Origin of the sequence: Gordonia sp. NPDC062954, from assembly GCF_044543825.1 — a bacterium.
GTDB classification, from domain to species: domain Bacteria; phylum Actinomycetota; class Actinomycetes; order Mycobacteriales; family Mycobacteriaceae; genus Gordonia; species Gordonia tangerina.
The window spans coordinates 80490-105009 of sequence record NZ_JBITWL010000011.1 but is presented as its reverse complement, the minus strand read 5'-3'; the positions used below and the strand labels follow the sequence as shown (position 1 = coordinate 105009).

Below are 24520 nucleotides of genomic sequence, written 5' to 3'. Positions count from 1 at the left end.
AATCCCGAGTGCGGCACGGTGACAAGGGGACGCCGCCGGCAACCGACGACGCCCCCACCCGACGCGGCTGGATCCGGCGACTCGTCGCCGAATGTGGACGCCATCGCGCGCTGGTCACCATCACACTGGCGGTGACAGCGGTGGCGGTCGCGGTCGACCTGATCGCGCCGCTACTTGCCAAGGCGGCCATCGACCACGCGACCGGCGCCGTCTCCGACGGGTTGTCGATCCGGCTCATCGTCATCGCGCTCGTCGTCTTGGCGGTGGTGCGCTACGGATGTCAGTTCGGGCGGCGCCTCACCGCGGGACGGCTGTCGGTGACCGTGCAGAACGGGCTGCGTCGCAAGTTGCTCGACACGCTGCTGCATCTCGATGGCAACGCGCAGAACCAGATCCGTACCGGCCAGATCGTCTCCCGGTCGATCTCGGATCTGCAGATCGTGCAGGGCCTGCTGGCCATGGCGCCACTCTCAATCGGGGCCGCGGTCCAGGTCGTGTTCGCCATCGGCATCATGGCTTATCTGTCACCCCTGCTCACCTGCGTCGCATTGTCGATCTTCCCGCTGGTCGCCCTGGTCGTGATGCGCACTCGCCGAAAGCTGTTCGCCGCCACCTGGTCTGCCCAGCAGGCGGCCGCCGACGTGGCACAGCATGTCGAGGAAACCGTCACCGGTGTCCGTGTGGTCAAGGGGTTCGGTCAGGAACGCCGTGCAGTCGACGAACTGGTCGGCCTGGGCACCCGCCTGTTCTCGCTGCGGATGCGGGCCGGACGGATCAACGCCCGCTTCACCCCCACAATGGCCGCCATCCCACAACTGGGCATGGTCGCCGTGATCGCGCTCGGCGGGTACCTCACCATGCACGGCCACATCACGGCCGGCACCTTCCTCGCCTTCGCCACCTACATCGCCTCGATGACCGCATTGGCGCGACTACTCACCAACCTCGTGGTGAGCGCGCAACTCGCGCGCGCCGCCGTCGATCGCGTCTACGACGTGATCGACCATCCGCGCGACCCGGCCGAACACAACACCGCGACCCTGCCCGACGGGCCGATCGGGCTGCGGGTACGCGACGTCGGGTTCGCATTCGGTGACCGACAGGTCCTCGACGGGGTCGACCTGACTGTGGGGCCCGGCGAATGTGTCGCCGTGGTCGGCCGCCCCGGGTCGGGAAAGTCCACCCTCGCGGATCTGGTCGGACACTACTACCGGCCCGAGCGCGGTGCGATCGAGCTGCTGGTCGGCGACACGGTCCACCCGGTCGACGCACTGGCACCCGACGCCTTGCACGACGCGGTGTCGGTGGTCTTCGACGAACCGTTCCTGTACTCCGACACCATCGCGGCCAACATCATGCTCGGGCCCGACGGCGCCGACACCAGCCTCGCCTCCGGCGCGCCACCGAGCGCCCGACTGGTGTCGGCCGCCGAGCGCGCGGACGCGCTCGAGTTCATCGACGGCCTCACCGATGGCTTCGACACCGTCGTCGGCGAGCGGGGACTGACCCTGTCCGGCGGCCAGCGCCAGCGCGTGGCCCTGGCCCGCGCGCTCTACGCCGGGTCCCGCGTACTGGTCCTCGACGACGCGACCTCAGCGGTGGACGCCTCCACCGAGGTCCGGATCCTGCGCGGGCTGCGCGCCGAGCGCCGCACGATGCTGCTGCTGGCACACCGCCGGTCCACGCTGGCCCTGGCCGACCGGGTCGCCGTTCTCGACGGCGGGCGGATCGTCGACGTGGGGACCGTCGACGAGTTGGACGCGCGGTGCGGGTTGTTCGCCAGCCTGATGTCCTCGGCCGACCCTGAACAGGTGGTCGGCGAGACCCTCCCGGAAGTGCCTGGGGGCCCGGCGCTCGACGACCTGTGGCCACCCACTCCCGTCACCGCACCCGATCACACCATCCGACGACCGGTGACACCCACCCGAGGCCCGGGTGGCGGCGGCGCCAGGGGCGGCGGTGGCATGGGCGGCGCCCTTGGCTCGATGCCGGCGACGCCCGAACTCACCGCCGCAGTCGACGCGCTACCACCCGCCGACGAGCAGCCCACCATCGACGTGAACACTGCCCGCTCGGACAACCGGGACTTCTCCTTGGCTCAACTCCTGCGGCCGGTGCGCTGGCTGCTCGGCGCCGCAATCGTCACCATCGCGATCGACACCCTCGTCGGGTTGGCCTTTCCCTCCCTGGCGCGCACCGTGATCGACGCCGCGACGCACACCGACGAAACGACGCTGTGGTGGGCGAGCGCGGTGGGGGTGGCACTGGTGGGCGTCGGCTGGCTGGCCGCCGCCACGATGACGATCACCTCGACCCGGGCCGGCGAACGCGTCCTGTTCGGTCTGCGCGTCCGCAGCTACGCGCACTTGCAGCGGCTGGGTCTGGACTACTACGAGCGCGAACTCTCCGGTCGGATCATGACCCGGATGACCACCGATGTCGACGCACTGTCCACGTTCCTGCAGACGGGCCTGTCCACTGCGGTCGTCGCAGCGCTCACCCTGGTGGGGGTCACGGTGGCCCTGCTCATCACCGATCCGTTACTCGGTGCGCTCATCCTGCCGGTCTTTCCGGTGCTGATCGTCGCCACCGTGATGTTCCGCCGTATCTCCTCGGTGGCCTACACCCGGTCACGGGAGTTGGTCAGCCTGGTCAACGCCGACTTTCAGGAGAACATCGCCGGTATCAAGACCACGCAGACCTATCGGCACACGCCCACCGCGACGGCACGCTTCACCCGCCGCACCGACGAGTGGCTGAGCGCCCGGATGGTCTCCCAGACCGCGATCTCGATCTACTTCCCGTTCATCACTTTCATGTCCGACCTCGCCGCCGCGGTCGCAATCGCGGTCGGCGCACACCAGATCTCCCAGGGCTCGCTGTCGGCGGGCACCCTCGTCGCGTTCGTCCTCTACCTGTCGATGCTCTTCGGGCCGGTACAACAGCTCTCCCAGGTATTCGACGGATACCAGCAGGCCGCGGTCGGCCTACGCCGTATCGGCGACCTGATCCGCACCCCGAGTTCGCTGCACCGTCGCGACAGTCACACTCCCGTACCGGCAGCGGGTTTCGACGGCCGCGTCGACTTCGCCGACGTGTCCTTCCGTTACGCCGGCGCCGATCGCGATGCGCTGACCGAGATCGACCTCACGGTCCCGTCCGGCACCTCGCTGGCGCTGGTCGGCAAGACCGGCGCGGGCAAGTCGACCATCGTCAAGTTGCTGGCCCGCTACTACGACCCCACCTCGGGTTCGGTCCGGATGGACGAGACCGACATCCGCGACCACGAACTCGAGGCCTACCGCGCCCGCATCGGAGTCGTGCCACAGGAACCACATCTGTTCACCGGCACCGTCGCCGACAACATCGCGTACGGCCGACCCGATGCCCAGCGGGCAGAGATCGCCGCGGCGGCGTCGGCGGTCGGCGCCGCGGGCATGATCGCCGAGTTGCCCGGCGCGATGAACCACCCGATTGGCGAGCGGGGGCAGGGTCTGTCGTCGGGGCAGCGCCAACTGATCGCGCTCGCGCGCGCCGAACTCGTTCACCCCGACCTGCTCCTGCTCGACGAGGCGACCGCCACCCTCGACCAGGCGACCGAGGCGCTCGTACTCGCCGCCGGCGAGGCCCTCACCCACCGCCGGACGTCGGTCATCGTCGCCCATCGCCTCGCCACGGCGGCACGGGCCGATGTCATCGCCGTGGTCGACGGGGGCCGAATCGTCGAGTGGGGAACACACCGCGAGCTACTGGCGTTGAACGGACGGTACCGCGCGTTCTGGGATGCCGGTGTCGCCCCAGACGCCGACGGTATCGCCACCGCCGGTGACATCCGCCTCAGGTGACAGGTGACATACACCTCAAGATGCTGTGTTCGGTGAGGTCAGACGCACGCCACCGACTCGGCACGCGTACCATCTGCAGGTGGTTCACCGATAGTCTTCACAAGGGACTTACGTGGTGACAAGCGACCCGACACCAGAGGGAATTGAGGCGAGTAGGCGCTGTGAGCAGTTCGATTTCGGATTTCGGACAAAACACCTGGCTGGTCGAGGAGATGTACCAGCAATACAAGAAGGACCCGAAGTCGGTCGATCCGAGTTGGCATGACTTCCTGGCCGACTACGACCCCAACTCGAACGGCTCGTCCGATACGGCGGCCACCGCTGACGCCCCCGCCACCGCAGCTCCGGCGACCTCGTCCGCCGCGAAGGCCCCGGCAACGCCGTCGGCCTCGGCAGAGTCCACCTCGAAGTCTGCGCCGGCCAAGCAGAGCAAGCAGGTGACCCTCGACCAGCAGCCGACAAAGGCTGCCGCCCGCAAGGCCGGACCCACCAAGGAATCGACGGCCACCAAGGCCGCTTCCGGCCAGAGCACCGCCAGCCGCGACGGATCGGCCCGTTCGCAGAAGGCCAAGGAGCCGGCGAAGGCCGCGGCCACAGCACCCAGCGCGGACGAGAACAAGGTCCTCCGCGGCCCGGCCGCCGCGATCGCCAAGAACATGTCGGCGTCGTTGGAGATCCCGACCGCCACCAGCGTTCGCGCCGTCCCGGCCAAGCTGATGATCGACAACCGGATCGTCATCAACAATCATCTCGCCCGTACCCGCGGCGGCAAGATCAGCTTCACCCACATCCTCGGCTACGCCATCGTCCAGGCGATCAAGGCGTTCCCGAACATGAATCGCCACTTCGCCGAGGTCGACAACAAGCCCAACGTGGTCACCCCCGCGCACACCAACCTGGGCCTGGCCATCGACCTGGTCGGCAAAGACGGCAATCGGACGCTGGTCGTCGCCGCGATCAAGAACTGCGAGACGATGGGGTTCGCGGAGTTCTACACCGCTTACCAGGACATCGTCCGACGTGCGCGTGACGGCAAACTCACCGCCGAGGACTTCTCGGGTGTGACCATCTCGCTGACCAACCCGGGCACCATCGGCACCGTGCACTCAGTACCGCGCCTGATGAAGGGGCAGGGCGCCATCGTCGGCGCCGGCGCGATGGAATATCCAGCGGAGTTCCAGGGCGCCAGCGACGAGCAGATCGCCGATCTCGGCGTCGGCAAGCTGATGACGCTGACCTCCACCTACGACCACCGCATCATCCAGGGTGCCGAGTCGGGCGACTTCCTGCGGACCATCCACCAGTTGCTGCTGGACGACGCCTTCTACGACGAGATCTTCACCGCGTTCCACATCCCCTACGAGCCGGTCCGCTGGCGCCGCGACATCCCCGCCGGACTGGTGGACAAGAGCACACGCGTTCTGGAACTCATTGCGGCATACCGTAACCGCGGGCATCTGATGGCTGACATCGATCCGCTGATGATGGACAGCGATGCACGCGCGAGTCATCCGGACCTCGATGTGCTCACCTACGGCCTCACTCTCTGGGACCTCGATCGCAGCTTCAAGGTCGGCGGTTTCCACGGCCAGGAGAAGATGAAGCTGCGCGACGTGCTGTCGATCCTGCGCGATGCGTACTGCCGCCATGTGGGTGTCGAGTACACCCACATCCTGGAGCCCGAACAGCAGCGCTGGGTGCAGGACCGGGTGGAGATCAAACACGTCAAGCCGCCGGTCGCCGAGCAGAAGTACATCCTGTCGAAGCTGAACGCCGCCGAGGCGTTCGAGACGTTCCTGCAGACCAAGTACGTCGGTCAAAAGCGCTTCTCGCTCGAGGGTGCCGAGTCGGTGATCCCGATGATGGATGCCGTGATCGACCAGGGTGCCGAACACAGTCTCAACGAGGTCGTCATCGGCATGCCCCACCGCGGCCGCCTCAACGTGCTCGCCAACATCGTCGGGAAGCCGTACTCGAAGATCTTCACCGAGTTCGAGGGCAACCTGAATCCGTCGCAGGCGCACGGATCGGGCGATGTGAAGTACCACCTCGGCGCCGAGGGCAAGTACTACCAGATGTTCGGCGACAACGAGATCAACGTCTCGCTGACCGCCAATCCGAGCCACCTCGAGGCCGTCGACCCCGTTCTCGAGGGTCTCGTCCGCGCCAAGCAGGACCTGCTCGACGACGACGATCAGTTCTCGGTGCTGCCATTGATGCTGCACGGCGACGCCGCCTTCGCCGGTCAGGGTGTGGTCGCGGAGACACTGAACATGGCGATGCTCCCGGGCTACCGTACCGGCGGCACCATCCACATCGTCGTCAACAACCAGGTCGGTTTCACCACGGCCCCGGAGCATTCCCGGTCGACCGAGTACTGCACCGACGTCGCCAAGATGATCGGCGCGCCGATCTTCCACGTCAACGGCGACGACCCGGAGGCGTGCGTGTGGGTCGCCAAACTCGCGGTCGACTACCGTCAGGCCTTCGGCAAGGACGTCGTCATCGACCTCGTCTGCTTCCGTCGCCGCGGCCACAACGAGGGCGACGACCCGTCGATGACCCAACCGGCCATGTACGACGTGATCGACACCAAGCGCGGCGTCCGCAAGAGCTACACCGAAGCCCTGATCGGTCGCGGTGACATCTCCACCAAGGAGGCCGAGGACGCTCTGCGCGATTACCAAGGTCAGCTCGAGCGGGTGTTCAACGAGGTCAAGGAACTCGAGAAGTATCACGCCGAACCGAGCCCCTCGATCCAGGCCGATCAGACCCTGCCGACCAAGCTGGTGACCGCCGTCGACAAGGAGGTCCTCGAGGCCATCGGCGACGCGTTCTTCCACACCCCCGACGGCTTCGATGCGCATCCGCGTGTGAAGCCGGTGCTGGAACGTCGCCACGAGATGTCGCGTCACGGGAAGATCGACTGGGCCTTTGCCGAGCTGCTCGCCTACGGTTCGCTCGTGTTGGAGGGCCGCACGGTCCGCTTGTCGGGTCAGGACTCCCGGCGCGGCACGTTCACCCAGCGGCACTCGGTGCTCATCGACCGCGACAGCGGCGCGGAGTACACCCCGCTCAACAACCTGAAGACCATCGCCGGCGACAGCGCCGAGGGCCGGTTCATGGTCTACGACTCGCCGCTGTCGGAGTTCGCGGTGGTCGGCTTCGAATACGGCTATTCGGTCGGCAACCCGGACGCGCTGGTGATGTGGGAAGCCCAGTTCGGCGACTTCGTCAACGGCGCGCAGTCGATCATCGACGAGTTCATCTCCTCCGGCGAGGCCAAGTGGGGACAGCTCTCCGACGTCGTCCTGATGCTGCCGCACGGGCACGAGGGCCAGGGCCCCGACCACACCTCAGGTCGTATCGAACGATTCCTTCAGCTTTGTGCCGAGGGATCGATGACTGTCGCGCTGCCGTCGACCCCGTCGAGCTATTTCCACCTGTTGCGCCGCCACGTGCTCGACGGCATCAGCCGTCCGTTGATCGTGTTCACCCCGAAGTCGATGCTGCGCAACAAGAATGCCGTCAGCCCCATCGAGGAGTTCACCGACGACAAGTTCCGCTCGGTACTCGACGACCCGAGGTTCCTCGGTGGCGCCGATCGCAGCAAGGTCAAGCGAGTGCTGCTGGTGAGCGGCAAGCTCTACTACGAACTCGCCGCGCGCCGCGACAAGGAGAAGCGCGAAGATGTCGCTGTCGTGCGCATCGAGCAGCTGTACCCGGTGCCGCACCGCCGTCTGCGCAACACCCTCGAGCAGTACCCGAACGCCGAGGACTTCCGCTGGGTCCAGGAAGAGCCGGCCAACCAGGGTCCGTGGCCGTTCCTGGGCCTGTGGCTGCCCGAGGTGCTGCCGGACGTGCTCAGCGGTCTTCGGCGCATCTCGCGTCGGGCCATGTCGGCACCGTCGTCGGGCTCGAGCAAGGTGCACGCCGTGGAGCAGCAGGAGATCCTCGACGAGTGCTTCTCCTGATGTGACGGCCTCCTGACCGCACCTCGCGGCGGTTAACCGAACGGCAGCCACCCCACTTCCGCAACGAAGTGGGGTGGCTGCGCCTTCGCCGACAGAACCCTGTTTCACGCCGACAGAACCCCAAATTCCGCCGACAGAACCCACAATTGCGGCGACGGAATCGCTCGCCGAGGCTGGTGGTCAGAAGTACCCGCCACGCACACGCAGAGCCTTCTCGATCTCCATGACGATTCCCCACTGATCGGTGCGCATCCGTTCAGCATTGATACGTATGACAATCCATCCGAGTGCCCTCAGCTTGGCGTCACGGGCCTCATCATGGGCCTTCTGTGCAGGCGTCGAGTGAAAGTCCTCACCGTCGTACTCGATCGCTATCTTGAGTTGCTCGTAGGCGAGGTCGATCCGCGCGAAGACGTGCCCATCAACCGGATCGACCACCTCGACCTGCAGATCCGGTGTCGGAAGATCGGCTCGGAACACCAGGAGTCGGAGCCAGCTCTCGGGCGGTGATTCCGATCTGCCGTCGATCATCGGAATCAGCGCACGCAGTTGGCGGATACCGCGGCGCGCTGGGAACTGCTTGACGTAGGCGGCCAGGTCCTCGGGGCAGAAGCCGGTCGCTGATGCGAGGTCGTCGAGATGACCGAGCGCGCGCCATTCCGGCGGTACCCGACCAATGTCGAGGGCAGTTCGTAACACCGACGTCACCCTCACACCATCGATGTCCACGACATCATCGGGCTCGAGGTCTGTGCGATGAACCGCCCGTCCGCGCCCTCGCTTGTTGCCGGCGTCAGGAGCGCGGATCAGCTCGACCGTGAAATCCCCGTCATGCCATGTGCCGCCGTGCATGACTTTCGCAGCGATCCCACCGACGACCACGTCGTCGGGCGCAGTCCGTGCAGTCGCGATGATCCTCTCACGGGGCGCGAGAACAGCCGATCGTTCGACGTAGCTGTCACCATGCAACCGTGTGAACGCGACAGCGAACTGCTCCGCCGACATTTCAGTGGACGCCACGGCCTTCTTGCGTCGGACAAGGTACTTGTCGCCATTCGGTGAATTGCGTGCCATGAGGACATTGCAGGGCACCGGCGCTTCCACAACGACATCAATCGTGCGCCTGGGGACAATTCACGCCGTTATCCACAGCCTGCGGTAGGGCCGAGGGTTCAGTCGGCGCGAATCCGGGTTCTGTCGGCGAGATTTGGGGTTCTGCCGGCGATCAGGGGTGCTGGACGACCGAGGCCAACGCCGGGAGCGACGCGGTGATGACGCCCAGCAGTTCGTCACGCGTGACCACCGGCTCGGTGAGCCAGCTGATGGTGGTCTCCTCCACGAATGAGATCCAGCCCTGCACAGTCATCTCCACCACCGGTGTGACGTCGATGCCCAGGGCGGGCGCGTGGTCGAGAATGCGCGCCGACATCACCGCGCGAGTTCCGTCGAACACTTCGCGCATGGCAGGGTCCGCGCTCGACGACCCACGCATGAAAGCCATATACGCCTCGCGATTGGTGCTGACGTAGTCGATGAACGCCGACATCGAGCCCGACAGCATCGCCAGCGGATCACCGAGGGACTCATCGGGCGCGGTGCACTCGAGCATCTCGTCGGCCTGCGCCCGAGCGATCGCGACGTGGAACTCCTGTTTGGAGGCGAAATAGTGGAACAGCAGTGCGCGGGAGACGCCTGCGGCCTCGGCGATGGCGTCGATCGACACCAGTTCCAGCGGACGATCGCGCACCATCTGCAGGCCGAGATCGATGAACTGGTCGCGCCGTGCTTCCGGACTCATCCGGGTCCGTTTCGCCGTCTCGGCGGGACGTTGTGTCGCAGAACCTCGGGTCACCGTCACAGCTTACGTGTCCTCTCCCGCGTTCGTTTCCGCGCATTCGTGCTGGTCCACTCCACCGTAGGCCGCTATTGATCATAGTTCAACAAACTATTGACGCTCATTCAGTAGAACGCTACGGTGAGACCATGACAATGATCGATGTACAGATCGCCATCGTCGGGGCAGGCTTCTCCGGCCTGGGCGCAGCCATCAAGCTCAAGCAGAACGGTGTCGACGATTTCGTGATCCTGGATCGCGGGGCCGACTTCGGCGGCACCTGGCGCGACAACACCTACCCGGGGGCCGCTTGCGACGTCCCGTCGCAGCTCTACTCCTACTCATTCGCGCACAACCCCCGATGGTCGCGCTCGTACTCACATCAACCGGAGATCCACCGGTACATCAACGGTGTCGCCGATGAACACGGAGTGCGCGGCCACACCCGCTTCGGTACCGAGGTCGAGCGCGCCGAATGGCATGAGGACCAGCAACGCTGGATTCTCGACGTCGTCCGCGAGGGGCAGAACGAGCAGGTGCGCGCTGAGATCATGGTCGGCGCGGTCGGCCCGCTGTGCGAGCCCAACCTGCCCGACATCGACGGATTCGACGACTTCGACGGCAAGATCGTGCACTCGGCTCGGTGGGACAACGATTACGACTTCACCGGTAAGCGAGTGGCGGTGATCGGCACCGGCGCGTCGGCGATCCAGCTCGTGCCCGAACTGGCCAAGGTCGCCGGCCGCCTCGACGTCTACCAGCGCACCGCACCGTGGATCGTGCCGCGGACGGAACGTCCGTACACCGCAGCAGAGCACTGGGCGTTCGAGAACGTGCCGGGGTTCCAGACGGCGATGCGCGGCGTCGTCTACGCGGCCAACGAGGTCACCGCGTTCGGACTCACCTACTCCCCCAAGTCACTCAAACCGGTCGAGCTCATCTGCCGCGCCAACATCGCCCGGTCCATCCGCGACCGCGAGCTCAAGCGAAAAGTGACCCCCACCTTCCAGGTCGGCTGCAAGCGGATTCTGCGTTCCAACGACTGGTACCCGGCGATCGCCCGATCCAACGTCGACCTGGTCACCGATCCGATCGCGGGCGTCACCGAGTCGGGCATCCGCACCGCCGACGGACGTGTGCGCGACGTCGACGTCATCGTGGTGGCCACCGGGTTCCACGTCACCGACTCCCCGGTGTTCGGCAAGATCATCGGCACCGACGGCAGCAGCCTGGCCGGGGTCTGGGACGAGATCGGCATGCAGGGCTACAAGGGCTCGTTCGTCAACGGGTTCCCCAACATGATGCTGATGATCGGCCCGTCCACGGGTCTGGGCCACACCTCGATGGTGTACATGATCGAGTCGCAGCTGAACTACTTGGTCGACTACGTGAAAACGGTTCGCCAGCAGGGCATCACACGCACAGACGTGAAGTTCGACGCTCAGCGCGCCTATAACGCGGAGATCCAGCACAGCCTGCGCAACAGTGTGTGGGTCAACGGCGGATGTGCGTCCTGGTACAAGGATCACCACGGCAACATCACCACGCTGTGGCCCGGCTTCACGTTCAACTTCCGACGAGTCACCAAGCGTTTCGACATCGCCGCCTACGATGTGGAGCGCACTCGCAACGCCCCGGCAACCACAGACACCACCGACAAGCGGCCGGCCTCGGTCACCGCCTGAATGCCGTCGAAGGAGACACACCATGAAGGACTTTCGTGACAAGGTCGTCGTCATCACCGGCGCCGGTTCGGGAATGGGCCGCGACCTCGCGGTGAAGCTGGGCCGGATGGGCGCCAAACTCGCCATCTCCGACCTCAACCCGGAAGGCCTGGCGGTCACCGAGAAGCTGGTCGCCGAGACGGGGGCACCCGTGCACGCGCAATTGCTCAACGTCGCCGAGCGGGAGTCCGTGCTGGAGTACGCGGACACCGTGGTGGCCCATTACGGCATCGTCAACGTCATCTTCAACAATGCCGGCATCGCCCATCACGGGGAGATCGAGCGCACCGAGTTCAAGGACATCGAGCGGGTGATGGACGTCGACTACTGGGGAGTCGTCAACGGCACCAAGGCTTTCCTGCCACACATCATCGCGTCCGGAGACGGCCACATCGTCAACACCTCGTCGCTGTTCGGGCTACTGTCCGAACCCGGGCAGGCCGCCTACAACTCGGCGAAGTTCGCAGTCCGCGGCTTCACCGAGGCCCTCAACCAAGAGATGATCGTCGCCAAGCACCCGGTGAAGGTCACCTGCGTGCACCCCGGCGGTATCAAGACCGCGATCGCGCGCAACGCCACCACGTCCGGTGAGCACAACCAGAAGTCCACTGCCGAGTTCTTCGACCGCTACCTCGCCCGGATGACGTCGGCCGACGCCGCCGACGTCATCATCAACGGCGTCCGCCGCAACCGCGCCCGCGTGCTCGTCGGTACCGACGCCAAACTGCTCGACCTCTGGGTCCGCGTCGTCGCCTCGGGCTATCAGGGCGTCGTCGCCCGGATCGCCGGCTGGGCGTTGTCCAAGGCCCGCTGACCAGGCGGTTGGCCGGACCGGTTCACAGACCGTGTTCGGCCAACCACTCGCCCGCGAGTTCGGCCGGGTCTGCGCCGGTGTCCACGGCGCGAGCCAGCGTTGCCAGATCCGCCGTGGTCATCTCGCCGGCGACCACATTCATCGTCTTGACCTCGTCGAGGGTGAGAGCCGCGCTGCGATAGACCGGCACCAGTTCCTCGGGTCGCGGCCCAACGTCGACGACGGCCGTCGCCGACGGCGCGGCCGAGGCTGTCGCCGATGCGGTGGCGTCGGGCACCGACACCCGCAGCGCACGAATGTCACCGACCGACCCCTCCGCGTCGTCACCCGCGACGTCGAGCGGGGTCAGGACGCCGACCGCCTGCCCCGAGGCGATCCGGTCGGCGGCCGCAGACACCGAGTCCACCGATTCCACCGGACCGAAGCGACATCCGGCCGCAGCGAACGCCGCCACCACACCCTGCTGTGGCGCACCGATCATCACCACCGGCAGGTCGGCGGGCAGCCGGCCGCAGTCGGCGAGGTCGCTCACCTGCCCGTCGTCGGCCGTCGAAGCAGCGACGAAGACCTGCGGTGTGGCGGTCACCATCGTCGCGTCACCCACCGACACCCCCTGCGGGAGTGACCGGTTGAGATCGGTGTAGACCTCCTCGGCGGTTCGTGGCTCGAGCTGCGGCGCGAGCCGGCTGAGCAGGTTTCCGCTGAATGCCGGGAACAGGTCGACGTCGAGTGTGTCCATCTCGTCGAGGAGTTGCCGGTAGTCACCGGTGTGTATTTCTGTCGACACCGGGCTACCCGCATGTCGGAGTGCGCCGGCATAGACCTGGGCCATCACGATCATCGCCGATGAGTCCGGTGCGCCCAACGTCACCTCTCGGCCCGGCGAGGTGTCCTCAGAGCACGCCAGGAGGGTCGCCGCGAGGGCACAGATCGTCAAAACAGCCGTCAGTGCGCGCTTCATCACGCGCCCCACGTTAGCCGCCCGCGGCGACGAACCCAGCGACGGAGTCGGCGATCAATTGGACCGCGATGGCGGCGAGCAACAGACCCGCGATCTTCGCCAACAACGTGATACCGCCGATGCCGAGCAGGCGGATCAGGATCGTCGAATAGCGCAGCACGATCATGACGATCAAGTGGACGCTGATGATGGCCGCGGCGATCGCCACATAGCCCCCGGCGTTACCCGCTTCGGCGCTCACCGCCACGATCACCGCTGCGATGGCGCCCGGTCCGGCCAGCAGCGGGGTCCCCAGTGGCACCAATGCCACGTTGACATCGTCGCTGGCCTCGGGTTTGCCCGCAGAGCCCAGTCCGGTCAGCAACTGCAGCGCCACCAGCAGCAACAGCAGCCCGCCCGCACCCTGCAGGGACGGGATCCCGATGTGCAGATAGTTCAGGATCGCCTTGCCACCGATCGCGAACACACTGATCACCAGCAGACTGACCAGCGGAGCCTGCCAGGCGGCGCGGCGCCGGTACTCCGCCGATCGGTGGCCCACCAGGCTGAGGAACACCGGTACCTGGCCGGGCGGATCCATGATCACGATCAGCGTGATCAAAGTGGTGGTGTAGACGGTCACGTCGAAGGGCACGCGGTGATCCTACGAGTAGCATCCACCTCGTGCCCTCGATGCCGCATCTGCGGCCCGGCGGATTCGTCACGCCGCGCCGCGACAAGCGTCCGCTGCCGCGTATCCCGGTGCCCGCGGCCCGCGCGGTGGTCGACTGTGCCGTCTACGTGAACGGCGATCGCCGCCCCGGGCGGGTGTCCTACCGCGAAGCGCTGCACGAGGTGCGCGCGAGTGGCGAGGGGTACGTCTGGCTCGGCCTGCATTCCCCCGACGACGAACAGATGCAGGACGTCGGGCGGGTCTTCGGGCTGCACGAGTTGGTGGTGGAAGACGCCGTCAACGCCCACCAGCGACCGAAGCTCGAGGTGTACGACGACACCCAGTTCCTGGTGTTGCGCACGGTGAAGTACGTGGAGCACGAGTCGATGGACAAGGCCAGTGAGGTCGTCGAGACCGGCGAGATCATGATCTTCGTCGGTCCGGATTTCGTCATCACCGTCCGCCACGGCGATCACACGCACCTGTCCGGATTGCGTCGGCGGCTGGAGGCCCGGCCCACACGACTGGAGTTGGGACCGACCGCGGTGCTGCACGCGATCTCCGACCTCGTCGTGGACAGCTATCTCGCGGTCACCGATCGGATGGAAACCGACATCGTCGCCATCGAGAGCTCGGTGTTCGGGACCCAGCGCTCCCTCAACATCGACCCCGTCTACCTGCTCAAACGCGAGGTTCTGGAGTTGCGACGCGCAGTGACCCCGCTGACCGGGCCGTTGGCCCGGCTCACCGCCGACAATCCGATGGTGCCAAAGGAGATCAGGCGGCACTTCCGTGACGTCGCCGACCATCTCACCACTGTCATCGACCGGGTCGTGGAGTACGACGAGGTTCTCACCTCGTTGCTCGGTGCCGCGGCGGCGAAGGTGGGCATCCAGCAGAACACCGACATGCGCAAGATCTCGTCGTGGGTCGCGATCGCGGCCGTGCCGACCCTGGTGGCCGGGATCTATGGCATGAACTTCGAGTACATGCCAGAACTCGACGAACGCTGGGGTTATCCGACGGTGATCGTCGGACTGCTCGTCGCGTGCTCCGCGCTGTGGGTGATTTTGCGCCGACACCACTGGCTGTAGCGCCGGACGCCGACCGGCGTTTTCCTCCTAGGACCGCTCAGAGCTTCGCGGCGGCTCGCTCCGGCGACATCACGTCGATTCCGGCTTCACGCCAGGCCTCACGCAGGGCGTCGGCGCCCTTGAGCCGTACCCATGCGGCCTCGTTCGCGGTGATCGGCACGGCACGCAGGAATCGAACCGGATCCATCGGCTCCGGTAACACCAGGTCGCCGAGGTCATCGGGTTCGAGGAGCAGCGCCGTCGGTGCCGCCCCGTCCCAGACCGGTTCGGACAGGTCGACGAGGGCATCAGGGGCCAGGATGAGGCCTTCGACGGCCGGCGCCGCGGCCACCGTCGCCATCCGCTTGTGCAGGCCGGGCAACGGGGTCGACGCGTGCAATCGCACCACGACCTCGGCGCGTGGCCCCGTGACGGGGTCGGCGTGGAGATCGCTGGGTTCGCTCATCGGGTGCCGGGCGCAACCGAGGGTCACGTAGACGACATCGTCGCCGCCGGCGAACCGCAGTACCTCGATCGGCTCCACTCCCAGGAAGGTGACCGAGGCACGTTGCGGTTGCGTGGACATACGCTCGCCGAGGAACTCACTGATCCGGTCGGTGACTGCATCGCTCACGGCTCCAACCGTAGTCGCCGCGCTGACCGGCCCCGTAACCTGACAGGCGTGGTTCGTGTGCTGGCGGTGGCCGACGAGGTCGTGGAGTCGCTGACCTTCGGTATGGGTATCGAAGGTCGGCCCGACGTCATCCTCGGTGCCGGCGACCTTCCGTTCGAATACCTGGAGGTGCTCGCCACGCTCTGCGACGCGCCGTGCGTCTTCGTACCCGGCAATCACGATCGGGATCTGTCGGGCTACCGGCAGGCACGCGCAGGCTGGGTCCGTGCCGGGTTACCGGCCGCCGAACCCGGGCCACGTGGCGCGATCAACGTCGACGGCCGCACCACGACCGTCGCCGGTCTGCGGATCAGCGGGCTCGGCGGCTGTCGGCGTTACAACAGCGGCCCCAACCAATACACCGATGTCCATCAGCGGCTGCGCTCCTGGCGGTTGACCTGCTCGCGGCCGACGCCCGACATTCTGTTGACCCACAGCCCGGCACGTGGGGTCGGGGACGGCGACGACGCCCCGCATCGCGGATTCGACTGTTATCACGGCCTCGTGCGGTCGTTGCGCCCCACCCTGTTGGTGCACGGGCATGTGCATCCGTACGGAATGCGGCCGGCCGACAAGATGATCGGCGACGACACGATCTCCATGAATGTCGTGGGCTACTGCGAGTTCGACATCGAGCCGGGCAGCCGGGAATTCCAGGTCGTGAGGCGACGACATGGCTCGTGACACCGGTTTTCCCGACGCCGACGCCGAGAACGACTTCACCCGCATGCGCAGGCATGCCGAGATGTCGCGGCTGATGGCGTGGTTCACGCGCCAACCGGCCGACGTCAACACCGTGTTGCCGTTCGACGAGGTCGTCGCCGCACTCGGCCGCGTGGGCGAGACGGCGTTGGGCCTACAACAGGTCGAGGTCAGCACGATCGTCGGAAGCGTGGACCGTACCAGGGATTTCGATCGGTACTTCCGACCCACGTCGTCCCGGATCCGGGAGCGTTGGCAGCGACTGGCCGCGGCGCAGCGCCGTGGCGAATCGGTGCCGCCGGTGCAGTTGTACCGGGTGGGGTCGATGCACTTCGTCCTCGACGGCCATCACCGTGTGTCCATCGCCATCGCGCGGCACTTCCGCACCATCGACGCGTATGTGACCGAGATCCACACCCGCATCTCCGCCGACGGCATCAACGTCACCTCGGACCTACTGCTCAAGGATCATCGGCGGCTGTTCCTGTCGCGGGTTCCACTGCCCAGCGCGCAGGCCGAGGCGATCAGGCTCGCCGACCCGTTCGACTATGCAGAACTCGCGGAGAACGTGGAGGCGTGGGGGTTTCGCCTCAGCCAGGAACTCGGCGAGTATCTCGGGCGAGCCGAGGTGGCCCGCCGCTGGTTCGGCGAGGAGTTCCTACCGGTGGTGCGGATGGCGCGCCGAGCCGAGATCCGCACCGACCTCGAGAGCGACGCGGAACTGTACATGTGGCTCGCGTGCGAACGGTATCGCCTGGTGCGCAAGCACATCTGGGATGACGAGATCATCCGCAAGCTGCACGAACAGGGGCATCGTCGGCGCCGGTGAACGCCCTTCGTGACGCCGCACGCTCGCTCCTCACCGACCAGGGGAAGCTACCTGCTGAGCGGTCAGAGTGACTCCCCCTCAGGCGAGACGCAGGTTCGCGCCGGAGGACTGGTCGAATACCGCGACACGCGAGGTGTCGTAATAGAGTTCGGCGTTGCTGCCGCGACTGATCGACGACTCCGGGGACACCCGCGCGATCATTTGCCCGCCACCGATGTCCACACCGCCCGCGTCGGCGGACAACTCGCTGAGCGCGTCACTCGTCGCGTGCGGGGTGTCCACCGAGAAGTAGACGTAGTTGTCCGACCCCATGTTCTCGATGACATCCACGGATGCAGTGAAGGTCGCGCCCTTCTCCCGCACCGAGGTCTCGACGAGTGCGGCATCCTCGAGATGCTCGGGCCGGATGCCGATGAGTACCTCGCCATTGCTCTGCGCGCGTTGGGCATTGGCGACCACCTGTTGGTGATCGGGAACGGAGATCGAGCCGATCGGCGTTTCGATGGAGTCGGAACCGAGCCGCCCGGGCAGGAAGTTCATCGCGGGAGAGCCGATGAATCCAGCGACGAACAGGTTGGCCGGCTCGTTGTAGAGTTCCTGCGGGGTACCGATCTGCTGCACGTATCCGCCGCGCAACACCACCACCCGATCGCCGAGAGTCATCGCCTCGGTCTGGTCGTGGGTGACATAGACGGTCGTGGTGTTCAGCCGGTTCTGCAGTCGCGCGATCTCGGTACGCATCTGCACGCGCAGCTTGGCATCGAGGTTCGACAACGGCTCGTCCATCAGGAACGCCTTGGGCGAGCGGACGATCGCACGGCCCATCGCCACGCGCTGACGCTGCCCACCGGAGAGGTTGGCGGGCTTGCGGTCGAGATACGGTCCGAGGTCGAGGATCTTGGCGGCCTCATCGACCTTGGCGGCGATCTCGGACTTGTTCATCTTCGCCAACGTCAGCGGGAAGGCGATGTTCTCCCGTACCGACATGTGCGGGTAGAGCGCATAGCTCTGAAAGACCATCGCGATGTCGCGGTCCTTGGGCGCGCGCTCGTTGACCCGCTCCCCGCCGATCCGCAGCTCGCCGGACGTGATGTCCTCGAGTCCTGCGATCATGTTCAGCGTGGTCGACTTTCCACATCCGGACGGCCCGACCAGAATGATGAACTCGCCGTCGGCGATGTCGATGTCGACCCCGTGGACCGCCGTCGACCCGTCGGGGTACTGCTTGGTTACCTTGCTCAGGGTGATCTCGGCCACGGGTTATCCCTTCACGGCGCCGGAGGTCAGGCCGGCAACGATTCGACGTTGGAAGAAGAGGACGAAGATGATGATCGGAATCGTGATGACCACGGCGGCCGCAGCGATCGACCCGGTCGGTTCCTCGAACTGTGAGTCGCCGGTGAAGTTCGCAATCGCCACCGGCGCGGTGATGGCCCGCTCGGTGGAGGTCAACGACAGCGCCAGCAGCAGGTCATTCCAGGCGAAGATGAACACCAGGATGGCGGCGGTCACGACACCCGGTGCGGCCAGCGGAGCGATCACCTTACGGAACGCCTGCCACGGCGTGGCTCCGTCCATCTTCGCCGCTTTCTCCAGCTCCCAGGGGATCTCTCGGAAGAACGCCGACAGCGTGTAGATCGCCAGCGGGAGCGCGAAGGTGATGTACGGCAGGATCAGGCCGGGCCAGGTGTCGAACAGGCCGATACTGCGCTCGATGTTGAACAACGGGGTCACCAGCGAGATCTGCGGGAACATGGCGATGAGGAGGGCGGCACCGATGAGTAGGCGCTTACCCGGGAAGTCCAGCCGGGCAACGGCATAGGCGGCCATCGTGCCGAGGATCACCGCGATCAGCGTGGTGATCAGCCCGATACCGATGGAGTTGCGCAGCGCACTGGTGAACGCGCTGGTCTCGAAGATTCCCTTGTAGTTGTCCCAGGTCCACTGCTGCGGGATGAAGTTGCCGTCCTTGATACTGCCCGGCGGCTTGAAGGACAGGCTGATGATCCAGAGCAGCGGGATGACGGCGTACAGCACCACCAGAACGTTGGCGACGGTCCACCAGACCCGATTGGACACACTCTGCGACATGTCCGGCCCTACCTCCCCTCGTTGTCAGAGCCGGGCGCGGCGGTGCCGAAGCCCTTGACGAAGATGAACGCGATGAGCGCCACACAGATGAAGATCAGGATGCTGATGGCCGAACCGATTCCGAGGTTGAATGCCTTGAACAGGTTGTCGTAACCCAACATCGACACCGAATAGGTGTTGTTGGACCCTCTGGTCAACACGTAGATGTTGTCGAAGATCCGGAACGCATCCAGGGTGCGGAACAACAGGGCCACCAGGATGGCGGGTTTCATCAAGGGGATGATGATGCGCCACAGCCGCGTCCACGCTCCTGCGCCGTCCACCTGGGCGGCTTTGAGCAGATCGTCGGGTACCAGCGCCAAACCGGCCAGCAGCAGCAGTGCCATGAACGGCGTCGTCTTCCACACCTCGGCCAGCACGATGATGGCCAGAGAAGGCCACTGTTCGGTCAACGGTGCACTGCCGTCGGGCAACAGGTTGGCGAGATACCCGGTCTCCGGCGTCCATGCGTAGTACCAGCTGAAGGCAGCGGCGACCGTCACGATGCCGTACGGGATCAGCACCACCGTCCGGATGGTGCCGCGCCCGAAGATGGTGCGATGCATGACGAGCGCGATCGCCATACCCAGCACGAGCTCGATGGCCACCGACACCACGGTGATGCCCAGTGTCACGAAGAAGGAGGTCCACCAGTAATCCGAACTCAGGACCGTCAGATAGTTGCTGAACCAGACGAACTCGCGCTCGCCTGGCGCCGACAGACTCATCTTGTTCAGCGACAACCAGAACGCGTAGATGATCGGGTACCCGGTCACCAGCAGCATCATCAGCGCGGCCGGCGCCACCAGCCAGAACGCCAGCCGACGCTCGGCGGATTTGCCTTCACTGATCGCACTCTTGCGCCGCGACGGCTCTGCCGGGTCACGGGTCGCCGTCGCGACCGCACCCTGCGGCGCGGTCGAGGCCGCTGCCGGGAACTCCGGCGCACGGCCTGCCGCGGCACCCGATTGCGGCGGGACCCAGCCCCCCGATGCCGGTGCGCCCGAGTCCGGACGGCGCGTCACCTCGGGCGGCCGAACCGAGGGCTCACGCGGGGTCGCGTCGTCGGGCATCGAATGCCGACCCGGCCGGGTCCGCGGATCGTCGTTGTCTCCCGTGGTCATGGGATCAGCCCCTCCCCGTCAATCGCGCGTTGGACCTGGTCGGCGAGTTCATCGACCATCGTCTCCGGATCCCACGCTCCGACCGGACTCAGCGTGGCGGTGACCAGTGTCGAGATGGCCTGGTAATCCGGCGATGCCGGACGCAACGCCGCGGTCTGATCGCTGAGTTGGTCTCGAATGTCGTCGCCCATCGGGTAGGCGTCCTGGAAGTCCGGGTCGTCGTAGATGGACGCGATCGTGGGCGGGGTGCCGCCCTCGATCGAGTACACGCGCTGCGCATCGCGATTGGTCAGGCAGGCCGCGGCCTCGAATGCCAGGTCCTGCTGTTGCGAGGTACTGGCCACTGCGATGTTGATACCGCCGAGTGTCGTCTTGGTCTGCATATCCGGACTCACACCTGGATAGGGCGCGAAGTCGAACTTGGTTCGCACCACCCGATTGACCGGAGCGAGATCGCTGTCCGCAGGCGGATTGTCCGGATCGGCGAACATCGGTCCGAACTCCGTCATCTCCGGAAAGAACGGCACGTCGCCCGCCGCGGCATTGCTGCGCATGGATGAGAAGACGAACGGCCAGTTGACCTGGTAGAGGGCGTTGCCGCTCTCCATACCCAGACGGGCCGCCGACTCGTCGGAGTTGGTCAGCGACGGGTCGTGTCCGGGCGCGGTGGCCACGGCCTTGAGTGTCCGAAGGGCCCGCAGCGTTGCCTCACGATGGGCCGGGGTGTCGTTGAGTGTCTGTTTGCTCGGATCGTCGGGATCGACGATTTCCCCACCGGCACTGGCCAGCACCGAGTTGAACCACACCATGAGGCCCTCGTATTGACGACCCTGCACCATGATGTAGCTCGGCCCGCCTTTGGCCAGCACCGCCTGGGTGTCGGCGAGCATCTCGTCCCACGTGGTCGGTGGACGGTTCTTGTTCAGGTACTCACGCAACACGTCCGGCCGGTACCAGAGCAACTGGGTGTTGGTCCAGGTGGGGATTCCGTAGAGCCGTTTCTCCGCGTCATCGTCGGTCTTCCACGTCGCGGTCTCCAGCGGGCCCCCCAGGGTGTCGCGCTCCACGTCGGCGGCCAGGTCATCGGGCACCGGGACCATCCATCCCGCGTCAGCGAATTCGGCGGTCCACACCACGTCCATGCCCATCAGGTCCAGACCGTGGTCGTTGCCTGCGAGCCGCCGTGCCAGCTGCAGGCGTTGGTCGTCGGCGGACTTGGGCAGCGGGGTGGTGACGATCTGGTAGGCGCCGTCGGATTCGGCCGAGCACTTCTGCCCGACCTTGTCGATGAACGACGCGCCGTCGGCGGGTGGATAGATGTTGATCACCCGTGGCGTGTAGCCCGAGCCGCAGGCGGTCACGATGGGTAGCGCAGTCGCCAGCGCGGCCGCCGCCACCACCAGTTTTCGCCGCAGCCCGCGCTGCCGCCTCGGATGGGTTGTCGATAGACCGGATTCGGAACTGCCAGCCCGGAACCGCACGCAGCCTCCTCGATGTCGTTCGCGGTGCAAGACTTCGAGGCCGCACCGGTCAGCGTCTGAGGCGCTACGTTAGCCGTCACAGTTCGTGACATGCAACACATTCGGTAAGGGCGTGCCAGAACGTAGGAGAATCGTGATCTGGCCCGCGCCCATTTCCCACCGGATCGGGGTCAGTTGGACAGGCGGCTGAGCATGTCCCGCGCCCGCTCGGCGGTACGGGGGTCGCAGAGCACGTCGTAGCGACCCGCGACGAGCTGCATGGTGGACGCGAAGTCGCGTTGCCCCCGGGTCGCGGCATACGGGATGGTCGTCGAGATCACACCGAAGATGATGCCGCCGATCAAGCCGAACACGATCGGCGCGAAGCCGGCGCCGGTTACCACCAACGACACGAGAAGACCGAAGAACAAGCCCAGCCAGGCACCGGAGACAATGCCACCGCCGATCACCTTTCCCCAGGTCAGACGCCCGATGACGCGCTCGACCTGCATCAGGTCAACGCCGACGATCGTCACATCCTGCACGGTGAAGTTCTGGTCGGAAAGGTGGTCGACGGCGCGCTGCGCCTCGGCGTAGGTGCCATAGGAACCGATCGGCCATCCCGTCGGCGGCGTCGGCAGACCCGGGGTCTCGCGACCGGGGCGCATCGGGTTCGTCATCTCGCGTCCTTCTTTCTTCGGCGCCTGCGGCGCGCGTTCGTCAGGCGCCCGCGACACACTCATTCGGCACCGCGGCGGGCAGGATCGGCCCCGCCGCGGAGGCACTGCGGCGGGTCGGGACGCGCGCAGTGCGCATCCCGATACCACTACCCTTACTCCCATGGCGGTGGTGAGCAAGGTGTACGTGGCCAGGTTGGTCGGATTGGCCGTGCTCGGACCCGATGGCGAGTCGATCGGCCGGGTGCGTGATGTCGTCGTCGCGGTCCGCCTGACCGGACAACAGCCGCGTGCGCTCGGCCTGGCGGTCGAACTCACCACCCGACGACGGATCTTCGTCCCCATGCTGCGGGTCACCGCCATCGAGCCCCAGGCGGTCACACTCAACACCGGAACGGTCAGTCTCCGTCGGCTCCACCTACGCCCGGGCGAGGCGTTGGCAGTCGGTCAGATTTTGGATTCCCGTGTCCGCGTTGATGATCCGGACCTGACCGACTTGGCGGGCATCGACGTGACCGTGGTCGACCTGGGCATCGAGCGCACCCGCACCCGCGACTGGGTGGTGTCGCGGGTGGCGGTTCGCACCGGGCGTCGGGGATTGCGGCGGCGCGGGGAGACCCACGTGGTGGACTGGACCCACGTGCACGGACTCACCCCGACCGACCTCAACCTGCCCGGCCAGGGCGTTGCTCAGGCGCTGCAACAGTTCGAGGGCATGCGGGCCGCCGACGTCGCCAACGCGCTGCGTGAGCTCCCCGGCAAGCGCCGGGACGAGATCGCGGCCGCCCTCGACGACGAGCGCCTCGCCGACGTGCTCCAGGAACTGCCACCCGACGACCAGACCGAAGTGCTGAAGAATCTCGAGCCCGAGCGTGCCGCCGACGTGCTGGAGGCGATGGATCCCGACGACGCGGCCGACCTGCTCGGCGAGCTGCCCGACGCAGAGGCCGAGTCGCTGCTCGAACGCATGGACCCGGAGGACTCCGAGCCCGTCCGCCGCCTGCTGACCCACTCCCCCGACACCGCGGGCGGTTTGATGACCCCCGAGCCGATCATCGTCACCGCCTCCACCACCGTCGCCGAAGCGCTTGCCCGCGTACGCGATCCGGATGTCACCCCGGCGGCGGCGAGTCTGGTGTTCGTGGTCCGCCCGCCGACGTCGACACCGACCGGCAAGTATCTCGGCTGCGCGCACGTGCAGGCGTTGCTACGCGAACCCCCCGCCCACCTCGTCGGCGGGATCATCGACACCGATCTGTCCCGGCTGCACCCCGAGGACTCACTGGAGACCGTCACCCGGTACTTCGCGACCTACAACATGGTGTGCGGGCCCGTCGTCGACGACCAAGGTCACCTGGTCGGAGCCGTCAGCGTCGACGACCTGCTCGACGAGATATTGCCCCGTGACTGGCGGGAGACCGACACCGACGACACCGGACCCATCCCCCGGATCACCGGCGCCGACACCGCAGGAGCAGGTGCGTGAGCCCCGAACAGAGCGGTCGCCGCCTCGACACACCCCGCGGGGGCCGGCGATTCTCGTTCAATCTGGACTCCGACGTGGTCGGCGTCCACGCCGAACGGATCGCCCGGTTCCTGGGTACCGGACGCTACCTGGCCATCCAGACCGTGGTGGTCATCGTGTGGATCGCCCTGAACCTGGTGGCAGTGTCCTGGCGGTGGGATCCCTACCCGTTCATCCTGCTCAACCTGGCATTCTCCACGCAGGCGGCGTATGCGGCGCCGCTCATCCTGCTCGCGCAGAACCGTCAGGAGAACCGCGACAAGGTCGCGCTCGACGAGGACCGCATGCGCGCGGCGCAGACCAAGGCCGACACCGAGTTCCTCGCACGCGAACTCGCCGCGGTGCGGCTCGCGGTCGGCGACACCGTCACCCGCGACTACCTGCGCCGCGAACTCGATGACCTGTTGACCGAACTCACCGAGCGCTTGGCGCCGTCGGCCGACGAGGAGGACGGCGAGCAGACCGACAGCGGCGCTCGCAACGACGCGCGTCGGTAACGCCCGACCGTTCACCCACCGATCAG

The 24520-nt window shown here is 66.3% G+C and carries 19 protein-coding genes; 9 read left to right on the top strand and 10 right to left on the bottom strand.

All coding sequences use genetic code 11. The features are described 5' to 3' along the window. The first annotated feature begins 8 nt into the window (after window positions 1–8). Window positions 9–3845, top strand: coding sequence for an ABC transporter ATP-binding protein (locus tag ACIGKQ_RS12895; RefSeq protein WP_396573977.1), 3837 nt, complete (start codon window positions 9–11; stop codon window positions 3843–3845). Window positions 3846–4006: 161 nt separating this feature from the next. Beyond that, window positions 4007–7819: a multifunctional oxoglutarate decarboxylase/oxoglutarate dehydrogenase thiamine pyrophosphate-binding subunit/dihydrolipoyllysine-residue succinyltransferase subunit gene (locus ACIGKQ_RS12890; RefSeq protein WP_396573926.1), complete on the top strand. Its 3813-nt coding sequence runs from the start codon at window positions 4007–4009 to the stop codon at window positions 7817–7819. 180 nt (window positions 7820–7999) lie between these two features. Here the strand turns inward: ACIGKQ_RS12890 and ACIGKQ_RS12885 are convergent, their stop codons facing one another. Further along, entirely contained in the window at window positions 8000–8893 is an 894-nt protein-coding gene (locus tag ACIGKQ_RS12885) for an endonuclease domain-containing protein (protein ID WP_235723819.1), read from the bottom strand. A 151-nt stretch (window positions 8894–9044) separates the two neighbouring features. Further along, window positions 9045–9617, bottom strand: a complete 573-nt coding sequence (locus ACIGKQ_RS12880; RefSeq protein ID WP_235723893.1) for a TetR/AcrR family transcriptional regulator — start codon at window positions 9615–9617, stop codon at window positions 9045–9047. A gap of 185 nt (window positions 9618–9802) precedes the next feature. Between ACIGKQ_RS12880 and ACIGKQ_RS12875 the strand changes: the two genes are divergently transcribed. Further along, a complete protein-coding gene (locus ACIGKQ_RS12875; protein ID WP_235723820.1) occupies window positions 9803–11338 on the top strand; it encodes an NAD(P)/FAD-dependent oxidoreductase in 1536 nt (511 codons plus the stop codon). 22 nt (window positions 11339–11360) lie between these two features. After that, a complete protein-coding gene (locus ACIGKQ_RS12870) occupies window positions 11361–12191 on the top strand; it encodes an SDR family NAD(P)-dependent oxidoreductase (protein ID WP_396573924.1) in 831 nt (276 codons plus the stop codon). Window positions 12192–12213: 22 nt separating this feature from the next. On the opposite strand, the gene ACIGKQ_RS12865 is transcribed toward ACIGKQ_RS12870, so the two are convergent. Both ACIGKQ_RS12865 and ACIGKQ_RS12860 read right to left on the bottom strand, forming a co-directional pair. Beyond that, window positions 12214–13152: a glycine betaine ABC transporter substrate-binding protein gene (locus ACIGKQ_RS12865; RefSeq protein ID WP_235723894.1), complete on the bottom strand. Its 939-nt coding sequence runs from the start codon at window positions 13150–13152 to the stop codon at window positions 12214–12216. Between the two features lie 13 nt (window positions 13153–13165). Then, window positions 13166–13786 (bottom strand): MarC family protein, encoded by a 621-nt coding sequence (locus ACIGKQ_RS12860; RefSeq protein ID WP_235723822.1) that lies wholly within the window; start codon window positions 13784–13786, stop codon window positions 13166–13168. A 38-nt stretch (window positions 13787–13824) separates the two neighbouring features. Between ACIGKQ_RS12860 and ACIGKQ_RS12855 the strand changes: the two genes are divergently transcribed. Then, a complete protein-coding gene (locus ACIGKQ_RS12855; RefSeq protein WP_235723895.1) occupies window positions 13825–14898 on the top strand; it encodes a magnesium and cobalt transport protein CorA in 1074 nt (357 codons plus the stop codon). 37 nt (window positions 14899–14935) lie between these two features. Here the strand turns inward: ACIGKQ_RS12855 and ACIGKQ_RS12850 are convergent, their stop codons facing one another. Beyond that, complete coding sequence (locus ACIGKQ_RS12850) at window positions 14936–15511, bottom strand: suppressor of fused domain protein (protein ID WP_235723823.1); 576 nt, start codon at window positions 15509–15511, stop codon at window positions 14936–14938. A 48-nt stretch (window positions 15512–15559) separates the two neighbouring features. On the opposite strand from ACIGKQ_RS12850, the gene ACIGKQ_RS12845 reads away from it, so the two are divergent. Then, on the top strand, window positions 15560–16234 hold the full coding sequence (locus ACIGKQ_RS12845) for a metallophosphoesterase (RefSeq protein WP_235723824.1): 675 nt from the start codon (window positions 15560–15562) through the stop codon (window positions 16232–16234). Then, window positions 16224–17081, top strand: a complete 858-nt coding sequence (locus ACIGKQ_RS12840; protein WP_235723825.1) for a chromosome partitioning protein ParB — start codon at window positions 16224–16226, stop codon at window positions 17079–17081. The genes ACIGKQ_RS12845 and ACIGKQ_RS12840 overlap by 11 nt, the downstream gene beginning before the upstream one ends. A 78-nt stretch (window positions 17082–17159) precedes the next feature. Here the strand turns inward: ACIGKQ_RS12840 and ACIGKQ_RS12835 are convergent, their stop codons facing one another. From ACIGKQ_RS12835 to ACIGKQ_RS12815, 5 genes are all read right to left on the bottom strand, one after another. Continuing rightward, a complete protein-coding gene (locus ACIGKQ_RS12835) occupies window positions 17160–18338 on the bottom strand; it encodes an ABC transporter ATP-binding protein (protein WP_235723826.1) in 1179 nt (392 codons plus the stop codon). A gap of 3 nt (window positions 18339–18341) precedes the next feature. Then, window positions 18342–19172 (bottom strand): carbohydrate ABC transporter permease, encoded by an 831-nt coding sequence (locus ACIGKQ_RS12830; RefSeq protein ID WP_235723827.1) that lies wholly within the window; start codon window positions 19170–19172, stop codon window positions 18342–18344. Window positions 19173–19180: 8 nt separating this feature from the next. Then, window positions 19181–20335: an ABC transporter permease subunit gene (locus ACIGKQ_RS12825; protein WP_235723828.1), complete on the bottom strand. Its 1155-nt coding sequence runs from the start codon at window positions 20333–20335 to the stop codon at window positions 19181–19183. Beyond that, a complete protein-coding gene (locus tag ACIGKQ_RS12820; RefSeq protein ID WP_287016231.1) occupies window positions 20332–21816 on the bottom strand; it encodes an ABC transporter substrate-binding protein in 1485 nt (494 codons plus the stop codon). Before ACIGKQ_RS12820 ends, ACIGKQ_RS12825 begins: the two co-directional genes overlap by 4 nt. Window positions 21817–21986: 170 nt before the next feature. Beyond that, entirely contained in the window at window positions 21987–22475 is a 489-nt protein-coding gene (locus ACIGKQ_RS12815; RefSeq protein ID WP_266062056.1) for a general stress protein, read from the bottom strand. A 160-nt stretch (window positions 22476–22635) separates the two neighbouring features. Here ACIGKQ_RS12815 and ACIGKQ_RS12810 point away from each other — a divergent pair, with 160 nt between their 5' ends. Continuing rightward, window positions 22636–23958, top strand: coding sequence for a magnesium transporter MgtE N-terminal domain-containing protein (locus ACIGKQ_RS12810; RefSeq protein WP_235723830.1), 1323 nt, complete (start codon window positions 22636–22638; stop codon window positions 23956–23958). Continuing rightward, complete coding sequence (locus ACIGKQ_RS12805; RefSeq protein WP_235723831.1) at window positions 23955–24494, top strand: DUF1003 domain-containing protein; 540 nt, start codon at window positions 23955–23957, stop codon at window positions 24492–24494. The genes ACIGKQ_RS12810 and ACIGKQ_RS12805 overlap by 4 nt, the downstream gene beginning before the upstream one ends. Window positions 24495–24520 lie beyond the last annotated feature (26 nt).

Bases quoted from the DNA above. Each gene is read 5' to 3' on its own strand.
- ACIGKQ_RS12885 (WP_235723819.1), bottom strand. From the start codon at position 8,893: ATGGCACGCAATTCACCGAATGGCGACAAGTACCTTGTCCGACGCAAG.
- ACIGKQ_RS12880 (WP_235723893.1), bottom strand. From the start codon at position 9,617: ATGAGTCCGGAAGCACGGCGCGACCAGTTCATCGATCTCGGCCTGCAG.
- ACIGKQ_RS12875 (WP_235723820.1), top strand. From the start codon at position 9,803: ATGACAATGATCGATGTACAGATCGCCATCGTCGGGGCAGGCTTCTCC.
- ACIGKQ_RS12870 (WP_396573924.1), top strand. From the start codon at position 11,361: ATGAAGGACTTTCGTGACAAGGTCGTCGTCATCACCGGCGCCGGTTCG.
- ACIGKQ_RS12865 (WP_235723894.1), bottom strand. From the start codon at position 13,152: ATGAAGCGCGCACTGACGGCTGTTTTGACGATCTGTGCCCTCGCGGCG.
- ACIGKQ_RS12855 (WP_235723895.1), top strand. From the start codon at position 13,825: ATGCCGCATCTGCGGCCCGGCGGATTCGTCACGCCGCGCCGCGACAAG.
- ACIGKQ_RS12840 (WP_235723825.1), top strand. From the start codon at position 16,224: ATGGCTCGTGACACCGGTTTTCCCGACGCCGACGCCGAGAACGACTTC.
- ACIGKQ_RS12830 (WP_235723827.1), bottom strand. From the start codon at position 19,172: ATGTCGCAGAGTGTGTCCAATCGGGTCTGGTGGACCGTCGCCAACGTT.
- ACIGKQ_RS12825 (WP_235723828.1), bottom strand. From the start codon at position 20,335: ATGACCACGGGAGACAACGACGATCCGCGGACCCGGCCGGGTCGGCAT.
- ACIGKQ_RS12815 (WP_266062056.1), bottom strand. From the start codon at position 22,475: ATGACGAACCCGATGCGCCCCGGTCGCGAGACCCCGGGTCTGCCGACG.
- ACIGKQ_RS12810 (WP_235723830.1), top strand. From the start codon at position 22,636: ATGGCGGTGGTGAGCAAGGTGTACGTGGCCAGGTTGGTCGGATTGGCC.